The sequence below is a fragment of the Peptostreptococcus anaerobius 653-L genome, assembly GCF_000178095.1.
Classification (GTDB): domain Bacteria; phylum Bacillota; class Clostridia; order Peptostreptococcales; family Peptostreptococcaceae; genus Peptostreptococcus; species Peptostreptococcus anaerobius.
Window position 1 is genome coordinate 46,097 of record NZ_ADJN01000063.1, and the last position, 12,825, is coordinate 58,921.

Sequence of the window (12,825 nt, forward strand, 5' to 3'; positions counted from 1 at the left end):
TAATCCTCAACCGTAGATACAAGATTCTTATATCTACATTATTCCTTCCTTATTTAAATCGTAGTTAACTTCAACCACGTCCATCATAGCTTGCGCTATCTGAGGGTATTCCTCCTTTGTCACCTTCCTATTTCTGTACTCTTCCATACTTATAGGTTCACCTATAACTACTCTTACCTTTGAAAATACCCTATATCTTGTGACAAGAGACATAGGTATAATATCTGCCTTAGACTTTATAGCAAAAAGTGCAACACCAGGCTTGGCTGGCAAAAATTCATTTCTAGCTGCCCTTGTACCCTCTGGAAATATTCCTAAGACTCTCTCTTGCTTTATCTGGCTAAGTATGGCCTTAACAGTGGACATACTAGGATTTGCCCTATCTATAGGTATAACTTCCATCTTATTTAAAAGGTTCTTAAGTACTGGAACATCAAATAGTTCCTTTTTTGCTACTGGTATTATCCTTCTGTTTCTTACTGCAGCCATCATAAAAATAGGATCAATCCAACTCTTGTGGTTGCATACTATTATATATTTACCTTCATCTGGTATATTATCAGCTCCTACTACTTCAAACCTAAATAATATAGCTACTAAAAACCTTAATAGGGAACATACAAAATTATATAATCTCATCCTATACCTGCCTGTTCTTATTTACTATACTGACAATACAGTCCACAACCTCTTGTATAGACATATTAGTAGAGTCTATCTCAATTGCATCATCAGCCTTTATTAGAGGTGCAAATTCTCTTTTTGAATCTATGCTGTCCCTTCTCTTTACATCCTCTATAATATCTTCTAATACCACCTTTTCTCCCTTTGAAACCATTTCTTCATACCTTCTTTTGCCCCTTTCCTCAGGACTTGCATTCAAGAAAAACTTGAATTTTGTATTTGGGAAAATATGAGTGCCTACATCTCTTCCATCTAGTATTACATCCTTGTCTGAACCTAGCATCCTTTGTATTTCAACCATTTTAAGTCTTACATCTTTAATTTTGGCTACATTAGACACATTTTTATTGATAATTTGTGATCTAATCAAGGCTGATACATCTTTTCCGTCAAGATAGATTGTGTTATTTTCAAAGTTAATATCAGACTGATTTGACATTGCAACAACATCTGTCTCATTTTCTGTATCTATATTATTTTCAATACACTTAAGAGTTAGGGCCCTATACATAGCACCTGTGTCTATATAGTTAATCCCCAACTTAGTCGCTACCAATTTTGAAATGGTGCTCTTGCCTGCTCCAGCAGGTCCGTCTATAGCAATTATGATGTTAGTCATAATATTATACCCCCTAGCTTTATTTTTGCTTATTTATCGCTTTGTAAATTCTCTGCTGCACTAATACCAGCTAAATAACCTGTAGAAAAGGCTATTTGTAGATTGTATCCACCAGTGAAGGCATCAACATCTAGCATTTCTCCTACAAAGTATATCCCCTTGTCTATTTTAGACTCCATTGTAGATGGATTTACATTCTTTACAGACACGCCACCCGATGTAATTGTAGCAGCTTCAATTCCCATGATCCCGTCTACCCTTAGGTGAATATTCTTTGTATATAAAAGGACATATTCAAAGTCCTTTTTTGACATATTGGCTAGTTTATCCTTCTTGAAATTAAATTTAAGATCAGGATATTTTTCATCTAATTCATCTATAACTTTAGCTACATATCTTTTAGGCAAGTATCTTCTAAGGACTGTAGCAAGCACTTGCTTTGGACTTGATAGGATCTTCTGGTATAGGTCCTGACTAGGTATATCCCCCATCAAATCTAACTTCATAATGTTTTCATCTTTAAAATCTAGTCTATTTATAAGAGAAGACATCTTAAGACTTGCCGGACCCCCAATGCCCTTATGGGTGATTATTATATCTCCACAGATACTTCTTGACCTTGAGTGTTTGGATTTATTTTTGACCTTACAAAATCCAAAGTCAAACTCCAGTGCAGCATTCTTAAATGATATACCAGCCATGGATGTAAACCACGACTCTCTTAGGTTGATAGGAACAAGACCTGGTCTTGGATCAATTATATCGTAGCCCTTATCTGAGAGAATATCTAGAACGGAACCATCAGAACCTGTGTTTTTAAAGGACTTGCCACCACTCGCAAGTATTACAGATCTAGAGTAAAATACCTGGCCATTAGATGCCTGCAAAGAGTAGCAAGTATTTTGAAAGTCACTTTTGATATGCTCCAACTTATCTGTTGGATTATCTACCAATGTATTTTGAGTCTTGTATCCTAGTTTTATTCTTTGGATATCCAATATCTTCTTGTTATAGTAAATAGCCACATCTGAGTCTATAAGTTTGTCGGTCAAAGCAACTATAAAATCCTCAGACCTACCTGAGCCAATATAGACCTTATTGTAGTTATCCTCTTCAACTATATAGTCTAGTCCTAAAGATATTACAAGATCTTTTAGGTCTTCATTGGTGAATGAATACAGGGCTGAATATAGGAACTTATCATTTGTAACTATCTTATCAAAAAAGTCTCCTATATATTCGTTATTGGTAAAGTTACATCTACCACCACCCGTAAGCTTTAATTTTTTACCCAAGCTTGTATTTGAGTCCAAAATACCTATAGACAGGTCTTTGGACACTTTTCTAGCCGACAAAGCGGCCATAATCCCACTAGGTCCACCACCTACTATAAGTATATCATATATCTTCTTTTCTTTCTTAAACTCTTGCATTTAAATTACTCCAAGGCAGACTTTACTTGGTTTACGTCATCACCTGTCACTAGGTGGGATGTATCGTTTATTTTTTTGATTACTGGACCATAGTCTTTATATTCTACAATATTAATTGCTGTGTTATCCTGCTTGATCCTGTATATATTAGATATATCTGAATCCAACATACTAAGTAGCATCACCCTAACTGTAACAGAATGAGATACTAGTAGTATATGCTTGTTCTGGTACTTAGTATTTAGTTCTTCTAATAGTTCATCCTGTCTTTTCTTTATATCCTTAAGCATCTCCCCGCCTGGAACAATCAACTTGTCTGGTTGGTTTCTCCATATGGCGAACATATCCGCATACTCTGCCTCAATATCTGTTAACTTCATGCCTTCCCATATACCAAATCCCATCTCTCTTAACTTGCTTGTAGGTTTAACCTCTATCCCAAGATTTTGACCTACAATCTCTGCTGTCTGAATAGCCCTACCAAGATCACTACAATATATAAGGTCGATTGGGTACTTCTTTATCGCATTTGCAAGATTTTCAGCCTGCTTTACTCCAAGATCAGTAAGTGGTGAGTTACCATGCCCCTGAGTCCTTCCCTGAGTATTCCATTCAGTCTGACCATGTCTAACTAAATAATATGTGTTCATTTATATCCTCCTAATAACCTAATTAACTAATCAAAATTTTAAGTATAAAATAACCCAATACACTACATATTGGGTTATTGAATCCTTATTCATATATTTCAAATTTTTCCCAAACTTTTTCCAACTCTTTGAAATAAGCCTTTATATCTTCTTTTTCCTTCATTGCTACACCAACTACTATGGCGTTTGCAACAGAAAATGCTGGAACCAATGAGTCTATAAAGGATACCATGTTGTTTTTAACTGTGACAACAACGTCTGCTACCTTGGCAATTGGAGCATTTATTGTATCGGTAATGGCTATTACCTTTGCCCCTCTTTCTTTAGCAAATCTTACAACTTGCTGGTTCTTCTTTGAATACCTAGGAAAACTGATTGAAATCAATACATCTTCAGACGAAAGTTTAATCATCTGTTCAACCGGCTCACCCATATCCATCCTAATTATAACTACATTATCTAGGATATAATTTAAATAATAGCCTAGGTACTTGGCAACATAGATAGAACTCCTAAGTCCCATAATATATAGCTTTCTCGCAGATAATATTGTATCTACAGCATCCTCATATGATTCCTGCCTAAGAGAATCCATAGTCTGCTTTATATTCTCTATATCGTCTTTCAACACGTTCTCCAGTATCATACTATTATTTGAGTAGTCATTGTTGGCCATTTCCACTCTTTGAACAGTTGTAAGCTTAGTTTTAATTAGTTCCTGGAGTGCATCCTGAAACTTAGGATAACCGCTAAAGCCCAATGCATTCGCAAATCTAACTACGGTAGACTCGCTGACACCTACTGTTTCACCCAGCTTTGAAGCTGTCATAAATGCAACCTTCTGATAGTTATCAAGGGTATACTGGGCCAGTAACTTTTGCCCCTTACTCATTGTCTTGTACCTATCTTTCATCAAGGACATTAAACTGTTTTCTTTTTTTTCAACATCATCAGTGTATGTATCATATCCGTTATCCATGTTTACACTCCCCATTAAAATTCATTATCTACATTAAATATTATACAACATAAATAGGCATTTTTCAATCAATTGAATTGCAATTAAAACCTATATTTTTTTCAAATACTCAATCTCTTCTTTTGTCAATTTTCTATACTTTCCAAGCTCTAAATCACCAATGTTAATCTTTCCAACTTGAACTCTTTTAAGGTTCATTGTAGGATGATTTATGGCCTGAAACATCTTTCTTACCTGACGATTTTTGCCCTCATGAATTGTCACCTTGCATACAGAATAGTTCTTATTTGTGTCTGTCTTAAGTATCTTCAAATTAGCCTTTGCTGTTGTGTAGTCTTCTATTTTTAGACCATTCTCAAATGCATACTTTTCTTCTTGAGTAACAATGCCCCTAACAGATGCTATATAGGTCTTATTCATCTCGTGCTTTGGATGGGTAATCTTGTATGTTAGGTCTCCATCATTGGTCATAAGTAGTAGACCGCTTGTCTCATAGTCCAATCTACCAACAGGATATATCCTCTCTTTAATATCACTTGTAAGGTCACTTACACTAGGTCTATCAAACTGGTCCTTTACAGACGTTATATATCCTTCAGGCTTGTTGAGCATTATGTATACTAACTTTTCATCCTTAACGCTTATAGGCTTATTGTCAAAAGTAACTTGGTCAAGGTCTTCATCTACTTGGTAAGACAATTCTTTTATTACTTTATTATTTACCCTTATTCTGCCCTCCAAAATCAGGGTTTCAGCCTTTCTCCTTGATGCAACACCGCTCGCTGCAATAAACTTATTTATCCTCATTATTCCACCTTTACTTTCTAAATTAACAAGCTACAGACGGCTACTCTTCTATATTTTCGTAAAATAAGGTTGGCTAAAAGCCAACCTAAATTTAACAATTTAAGATTTTATTACTTAATATCCATTACCTGACTGAACAGTTCCAGAACCAGTCCCTGCTGAACCACTGCCCTGAGTAGTTCCAGTATGCCTACCAGACTGATTTACATAGCCACTATTGTTGCCGCTTAGGTTTGACTGTGTGCCATACCTATTTTGACTTGATGTGCCATAATTATTTGATTGACTCGACTGGCTTGATGTACCATAATCACCACTGCTTGCTGTTCCATCATTAGTTGATGTATTGGTTTTATTTCTAAAATAATTGCCATACTTACTAGAATACGCAGAACTAGACGCATACCTATTTTTATTCTCTTCTGCAGACTTCTTGGCGTTTTCTTTTCTTGTTATTGACGCCTTTTTTTGGTTGGCGTATGCTTTTTGAGCCTTGTCGAGCATAGTCTCAGCCTGTGTTCTTACCTTGGCTGAACCACTATCGTCGTTCAATAAGTCATTTAGCTCCTTTATTTCCAAATCATAATTTTTTCTACTATCATGTATAACTGCCTTCTTTAACTTAAGGGCCTGATAATACATTCCCCTAGCCTCTGTGTTGGACTCATCTTCTGATATTACCTTAGATAGATTAGACATTGCCTTGTCATATTGTCCCTCTTCTATAAACTTTCTGGCATCACTCATCAACTCACCAGATTCGCTAAAACCACAACCGCTCAATGAGATCATACTGATCAAAACTACTATGGTTAACAATCTCTTCTTCATAATCCACCTCCTATAAAAGGATACTTAATAAGATTAATTATACCACAAATCAAGGTCTACTGTCTACAAAATGAATATTAAAGGATTTTAAGTGTTCTCTTAGTTGTCAATACATATGTTACACTTACGAGAAAGTTTTTCAAAATAATAGGCTGTATTTTTGAAATACTCTTCTACAACTTCATTTTGGCTTTTAAATTATAGAACCGAAAAAAAGAACTCAGGGTCTCCCCCAAGCTCTTTCCTTTTTTTACTTACTTAGTTCATTAATAACTTTATCACTTACCATACTTGTACCACCAATTGCAGTTATCTTATCGATTTTTGATTTAGCGATATGGTCTCTTAGTGATTTTGGTGCGCTGTTTGCTTGTGTTAATAGGATTGGCATATTTAACATTCCGCCTACTGGTCCTATTACTAGTGCGTCCATCCAATGTTCTCCATTTGCAACAAATGCTTTGTTTGAAGTTTTTAATCCTTTGGATGCTATTTCTATAGCTGTTTCGTATCTTGTTTTACCACTTAATCTTTCTGCCACTACTGGTAGTGATTTTTCTAGTGATTTTGATACTGAGCCATAGCCACCTACAATGGATACTTTCTTTACACCAATTTCTGTAATAGCATCTGAAATTGATTTTGGTATACTATTTGATTTCACTAATAGTATTGGGTAGCCTTCTCTTGCTGCGTATGGACCAACTGCTAATGCATCTGCGAAAACTTCACCTGATGCTATCACTGCATGTCCAGTTTTTCCAGTTATTTTTGCTAATCTTCTTGCAACTTGTGCTGATGTTTCATATCTATCTTTTCCAGAAATTCTTTCTACGCCATCTTTATCGAATTTAGATAGTTGATTTAATGCTCCATCTGAAACTGAAGATTTGCCTCCAATAACAGTAACATTATGTGCTCCAAGTCTTTTAATCTCTGCAGCTACTCTTGAATCTAAATTATTTGAGTTTGTTAATAGAATAGGTGCTTTAAGTTGCTTTGCAAGTGCTGATGCTGCCATTGCATCTGGGAAGTTTGAAGCATCTACTATTATTACTCTTTCAGCTTGTCCAAAGTATTTCTTAGAAATTTCGATAGCAGTTTCAATTCTGTTCTTACCATGAACTCTGTCTGTAGTTGATGGTGTTGTTGGAGTTGATGGTTTTGATGGTTTTGATGGTGTTGGTTTGTCTTTTTTAACTTCTTCGAAAGTCCAAGTTAAAGTATAAGTGATGTTTCCTTTTTCATCTATAGTCTTAACCCATTTGCCAACCTTCCATTCTCCAACCTTATTTCTACCTCTCATTTCAACAAGAGCTTTTTGTGCTTCTTTTGAAGAAGTGTTTGGTACTTTAGGCTCTGCTGGTTCATTGTCTTCATAAACAGCCTTATCTCCAACTAGGTTTTTTGGTTTTAATGCCTTTAAAACTTCTGGAAGAGTTTTGTTATTTGGTTTAGTTTCGAATACATATTTAACTTCAACCTTGCCCTTTTCAGTCCAAGTCCAAGTACCTGTAAATTTATTTTCTTTAGTAGCACTTACAATTAATTCTTTTGGAGTCCATTCTTTAAATGTCCAAGTACCTTGTTTACCACTGATAGTTTCTGGTACAGCTGTAAATTTATCCTTGCCTGGAGTTTGTGTTGAACCTATATAGTTTGTAGTATCATTTACTTTTTGTTTAACTTTTACATCATCTGGTAATTTATGACCTGTTGGTACATCTTTACCATTACCCATTATAGTTGGATCAATAACAAATTCACGTGTAACCATAGCAGTCTTAGTTTCAGCTAAAATCCACTTACCAACTAAATTGTTTTCTGCATCAGTTGCAGATACTTTGGCCTTAGCGTCTGTTAATTTTTTATCTTTACGATACCAACCATCAAATGTCCAAGTACCTTGTAGGTCTCCAGTATTAACTTTTTGGTTAGGATATGTTGGTAAAGTAATTTCTGCTCCAACATCTTGATCTATAAGATTTTATAGATCTGGTTTTTTGAAGTCTCCAAGTGCATTATATGGTTGTGGACTATTGGCATTATCTTTCTTCTTGTAGAATTCGAAAGTTAAGTTGACCGTTTTTTTATCAGGTGTAAATTCCCACTTACCTATAAATTTATTGTTTTCTTCTGTTGGTGATACTGTTAGAGTTGCTGGGCTCCAGCCTTTAAATGTCCATGTTCCTTCAGCTACTTTTACATCGTTATAAGTTGTTGTTGGAGCAGCTACTCTTTCACCTACTTTTTGGTCTGTTAGTGCTTTTGGTGCATCTGGCATTTCTGTTGTTGGAAGTGCCTTGCCTTCTGTACCACTTTCAAATTCGTGTGTTACAGTGAATAATATTTTAGTAGCTTTAGCTGTAAATACTTTATTGCTATTTGTTACAACATGATCTTGAGGATTGTTAGGTGTTTGACCTTCCCATACAAGGCCAGCGTATCTTGCCTTATCTGTTACTTCTGCACCGATACGATCAAAGATGTTTATTGCTGTTCCTGACAAATATCTGTCAAGGTTAAATTTTGGTTTTACTTTATACTTACAATATACTACACCTGTTTCATTACCAGTTTTATCTCCCACTTTAACACCTTCATCTAGTTTAAATGTTACGTCAATCGCATCATTTGGTGCTTTATCATTTGTTGCAGATGTTCTATGAGATATTACATATAATTCTTGTTTTTCAACATCAATATATGATTTATCTTTAAATGTTACTCTTATTGTTCCTGTTTTTACTTCTGTTAGTGTATTATTTACTTCTTCTCCTATTGAAATTCTTTTAGGAGTTGTAATGTCTTCATATGAAGTATTTTTATCATCCAAATAACCTTTTATTTTTTCCTTCAATGTGTCATTTGTTACTTTATCAGCAACCGTAACCCCATTTTTCCATGGAATAGTATCATTTTCCCATACCTTCAATGTTGCTGGTGCAAGATTATCTTTTTTAATAATCTCTGCTATCGTATGAGCCTCGTATTGTGCTGTAAAAGTAAGGTCTTGGTGTTCTCCAAGTTTATTTACATCAATTTTCTTATCAGGTCTAATTGCATTTTCATGATTCATTTTCCATGGGGCTTTATCATTTTTCTTCCAAGTAGCTTTAGAAGCATCATTTACAGAATATGTTGGGAAGGGTACATTGATATCATTTCCATCAGCTTTCTTACCCTTTAACATCTTAGCTCCCATATCAATTTCTGTATTAGCTGGATTTACTGCATATACAACTTCTTTCTTTTTACCATCAAACTCTCCTCTTTCTTTGTCAAAGTCATCAGCAAAGAACTTAACAGCTACATATCCTTTCGGGAAGTCTTCTCTTGGATCTAATGGACCTACGATGCCACCAAGATTTTTAACGTCAGCCTTACCATTTGTTGTTCTAGTTTCACTTTGTCCAGTTTGCTCATTATCTGCTAATACATTTACGGGTAATGTGCCAAATATAAATGAAAAAACTAAAACTAGAGATAATAGTCTTTTTTTCATTTTAAACCTCCTATTAATTAAGTTGTGTTTTCAAATTTAATGTTATAGGAAGGGCTACTAATCCTATCCCATATTCATTCTTGTCATATTATCTTACACTTTGAGTGTCAGTTCTATATAGCTTCTTTATCACCTCCTTCTGCTCCTGTAACTGCTAAAATTATTTTATTAGTTTTTTATTTAGATGTCAAGACAATTTCTTCATTTGACAGTGTCAAGTTTTTATGGACTTTTTTATTACAACTAACTCCCTAAAATATTTGACCTATTAGATCCTACGCCTTTTATTAAAATTCTTGTAGCTGAGGAGCCATCAAATATGAATTTTTCCTTAAAGACACTCCATATAAATTGTATAAGTCAAGACAGGGCAAGTGTAGTACTATACTTGCCCTGTCTTATTATCTTACCTATAAGCCTATAAAGTTTTAACTAATCAGCTAGACTTATATTATTCAAAATGTTTGTAGTTATTGTATTTTCTCCACCTAGCAAGATTACTCCCTTGGCTTTGTTATCCAACTTAGTCCTTACTCCTTGTGGTATATTAGCCTTGTTTACCAATAATATAGGCATATTTGCCTTGGCAGTCACAGCTCCTGCAGATAAGGCGTCGATAGGATTGTATGCATTTGCAATCATATACCTATCTGCATTAGGGTAAGATTCCTCTGCTATCTTCATAGCTGTCTGGTACCTATCCCTACCAGCTATTCTCTTTTTATTTGAAGCCTTGGCCTTATCTACTACACTGTTTGGTAATGAACCTGTGCCTCCAACCACATAGATTTCCTTCAAGTTCCAACTATCCAACTTGTCCTTTACAAACCTGTCTATACCATTTGACTTGGCCATTATGACAGGCAGGCCTTCCTTGGTAGCTAGAGATGATACAGTAAGTGCATCTGCTTCTTTTGAACCGTTGATCAAGACGGCTTTGTTTGAACCAGTAGCATCCTTGACCTCTTGGGCTATCATTGCAGATGTTTCATACCTAGTAGCTCCTGACAGCCTTCTAACATTGTAGCCTTTCGATTTCATATTAGTTTCTACTGAGTGTCCAACTGAAGATACTCCTCCTACTATTATCACATTTTTAGCCTTTAGCCTCTCTATTTCCCTAACCACACTATCATCAGTAGAATATGTGTCAGTAAGAAGTATAGGAGCCTTTTTTAGGTTGGCAAAGGAAGCTGATACTAGGGCATCTGCATTATTTTTGCCACTTGCTAGAACTACTGTGTCAGCAGACTTGAAGTACTTCTGACTGATTTTGGCTGATGTTGCGTACCTGTTGTTACCTGCTATCCTGCCTGTGTCTGGTTTTTTATCCTTTGAGCCTGGTTTACTAGGGTTGACACCAGAAGCGCCTGGTTTTTTACCATTTGTTCCTGGTTTACTAGGGTTGACATCAGGAGTGCCTGGTTTTTTATCCTTTGAGCCTGGTTTACTTATTGTTTTATACTTTGCTGTTACTGTTGTGTTTCCATTTACTGTAATCTTGTCTCCAACTTTTTTGGCTACGCCGTTTACTGACCAGCCTGCAAACTCTTTGCCCTGATCCGGTTTAAACGTTGGTTGAGGAAGTTGATATTCGCTGCCTTTTGTAACAGTTACAGGATCCATATTCCCACTTGCACCGGTTTCTCTCTGGAATGTTACTTTAAATTCAATTGGTTTCCAGATAGCTTTTATAACTGTGTCGCCAGTGATTGTTGTCGTTTCATTAGGTTGTTTTAAGTTTTTATCATCACCAATTTTCCAACCTGAAAATTCTTGGTCTTCATTTGGTGGTGTGAAGGTATTTTTAGCAGGAAGAATAAAGTTTTCACCACTCTTCTTGATTTTAATTATATCCTCTCCAGTTCCACCATTTGCTTTAACAGTTACTTTAAATGTCTTGGTTGCTGTGGCTGTGAATACATTGTTATTGTCTGTTGCTACAAAGTCATCTCCATTTTGGTTGTTTTTCCATACTGGATCTGCATACCCTTCGTCAGCTTGTTCGTCAATTAAATCGAAAATGGTTTTTTTCAAGACCGGGTATTTATAAGTTGAAAAATCGGTGCCCGGCTTCACCTTATATTCTTTGTAAGAAACAGGCTTGTCCTTGTCACCTTTAATTGTCTTTTTAACTTCTCCGGTGGTTTGATCTTTCTCCTCAACTTTTACGCCTTCGCCTAGTTTAAATTTAACTTCTATGGCATCAGTAGGAGCGTTTTCGTTGCTAGAAGAAGTTATAAAATCACTAACATATAAAGTTTGATTTTTAACTGTTATTGTGGAATTATCTTTAAACCTAACTTTAATGTTACCTTTAAAACCTTCTTTAATTTCACCTTTAATAATTTTTTCTCAGAAACTTTATCTGTATTTCTAGCTGTATCAGTAGCATCTTCAAATCTTGCTTCTTTAAGAAGTTCATTTATTTTTGCTTTGTTTTCTGCTGATACGGAGTCTTTGGCTTTTACGCCGTCTTTCCAGTCAACTGTATCTCCAACCCATTTTTTAATATCAACCGGGTCGAGACCTCCAAGTTCTCTAACTTGTGAAGATTCTGGTGCACCAGTACTAGGCACGTCATTTGCATTTACGACAGGTGTCAGTGATGACAACATAATCATAAGTGAAAGCAGCCCAACTGAAATTTTCTTGGAGATATTAACATTCTCCCTAAATAAATTCATAAATTTTGCTTTTAAATTCATTTTTTCCTTCTCCTCATATTTTTTATATTAACTGCGTTTTAAAATTTTTCTGTTTTATCTTATAAATATAATAGTATACAACAGTTAACTACAGTATTGTACCACAGTTTCATAGTATTTATAAATCTTTTTTGATATTATTAAAATACCGCAACTCCTCCGTACGTTACTTATCCACTATGCCTTTTTTACTTTTTACTCTTGATTCGAGCTTTTCGACAATATCCTCAAAGCCAGGACTTATTTTTCTCATCCAAAGAAAAAGTTTCCTAAGAAAAAGAAGGATGACATGATTAGATATACCTTTCCAACTTCTGATGTCTTATCTCAAATTTCTTTAATTTTATATCCTGCCTCTTTCATAGAAACAGATAATGCTGATGGTACTTTCTTTGATTCTTCCTGAATGGATTTCAGATTATTTTCTGTTTCGATGATTTCTCTTTGACGAAGTTATGACTGCGTTGATTTAATTGTAGAATTCACACCTTTTAAGGCTTTATCAAGACCGGTAGTATCTCCACCAATCTCAACAGTAATACCTTTTATTCTATTAGCCACTGTAACCCTCCTTATGTTAAATATTAATGTAGTTGCCAGACCACAATA

11 protein-coding genes and 1 pseudogene are annotated in these 12,825 nt (G+C 35.2%); all 12 read right to left on the reverse strand.

Annotated elements, in window-relative coordinates; genetic code table 11:
* Positions 1–33 precede the first annotated feature (33 nt).
* The 12 genes and pseudogenes from HMPREF0631_RS07935 to HMPREF0631_RS10260 all read right to left on the reverse strand — a co-directional run bounded on the left by HMPREF0631_RS07935 (position 34) and on the right by HMPREF0631_RS10260 (position 12,216).
* Complete coding sequence (locus tag HMPREF0631_RS07935; RefSeq protein WP_002844357.1) at positions 34–639, reverse strand: lysophospholipid acyltransferase family protein; 606 nt, start codon at positions 637–639, stop codon at positions 34–36.
* A gap of 1 nt (position 640) precedes the next feature.
* Positions 641–1,303 carry a (d)CMP kinase gene (gene cmk / locus HMPREF0631_RS07940; RefSeq protein ID WP_002844303.1) on the reverse strand — a complete coding sequence of 221 codons (663 nt, stop codon included), beginning with the start codon at positions 1,301–1,303 and terminating at the stop codon, positions 641–643.
* A gap of 29 nt (positions 1,304–1,332) precedes the next feature.
* On the reverse strand, positions 1,333–2,736 hold the full coding sequence (locus HMPREF0631_RS07945; RefSeq protein WP_002844307.1) for a BaiN/RdsA family NAD(P)/FAD-dependent oxidoreductase: 1,404 nt from the start codon (positions 2,734–2,736) through the stop codon (positions 1,333–1,335).
* 5 nt (positions 2,737–2,741) lie between these two features.
* Positions 2,742–3,386, reverse strand: coding sequence for a histidine phosphatase family protein (locus tag HMPREF0631_RS07950; RefSeq protein WP_002844302.1), 645 nt, complete (start codon positions 3,384–3,386; stop codon positions 2,742–2,744).
* Between the two features lie 85 nt (positions 3,387–3,471).
* Positions 3,472–4,365, reverse strand: coding sequence for a MurR/RpiR family transcriptional regulator (locus HMPREF0631_RS07955; protein WP_002844348.1), 894 nt, complete (start codon positions 4,363–4,365; stop codon positions 3,472–3,474).
* Positions 4,366–4,455: 90 nt separating this feature from the next.
* The gene (locus HMPREF0631_RS07960; RefSeq protein WP_002844366.1) at positions 4,456–5,172 is read right to left on the reverse strand and encodes a pseudouridine synthase; all 717 of its coding nucleotides are present in this window, start codon (positions 5,170–5,172) and stop codon (positions 4,456–4,458) included.
* 114 nt (positions 5,173–5,286) lie between these two features.
* A complete protein-coding gene (locus HMPREF0631_RS07965) occupies positions 5,287–6,003 on the reverse strand; it encodes a tetratricopeptide repeat protein (RefSeq protein WP_002844306.1) in 717 nt (238 codons plus the stop codon).
* Between the two features lie 250 nt (positions 6,004–6,253).
* Positions 6,254–7,780, reverse strand: coding sequence for a cell wall-binding repeat-containing protein (locus HMPREF0631_RS10245; protein WP_002844295.1), 1,527 nt, complete (start codon positions 7,778–7,780; stop codon positions 6,254–6,256).
* Positions 7,781–7,813: 33 nt separating this feature from the next.
* Positions 7,814–7,984: pseudogene (locus HMPREF0631_RS10395) on the reverse strand (SHIRT domain-containing protein); the annotation flags it as partial.
* A gap of 6 nt (positions 7,985–7,990) precedes the next feature.
* Positions 7,991–9,508, reverse strand: a complete 1,518-nt coding sequence (locus tag HMPREF0631_RS10255; protein WP_002844337.1) for an SHIRT domain-containing protein — start codon at positions 9,506–9,508, stop codon at positions 7,991–7,993.
* A gap of 432 nt (positions 9,509–9,940) precedes the next feature.
* Positions 9,941–11,587, reverse strand: coding sequence for a cell wall-binding repeat-containing protein (locus HMPREF0631_RS07975; protein WP_002844327.1), 1,647 nt, complete (start codon positions 11,585–11,587; stop codon positions 9,941–9,943).
* A 197-nt stretch (positions 11,588–11,784) separates the two neighbouring features.
* On the reverse strand, positions 11,785–12,216 hold the full coding sequence (locus HMPREF0631_RS10260; RefSeq protein ID WP_002844359.1) for a hypothetical protein: 432 nt from the start codon (positions 12,214–12,216) through the stop codon (positions 11,785–11,787).
* Between the last annotated feature and the right edge of the window lie 609 nt (positions 12,217–12,825).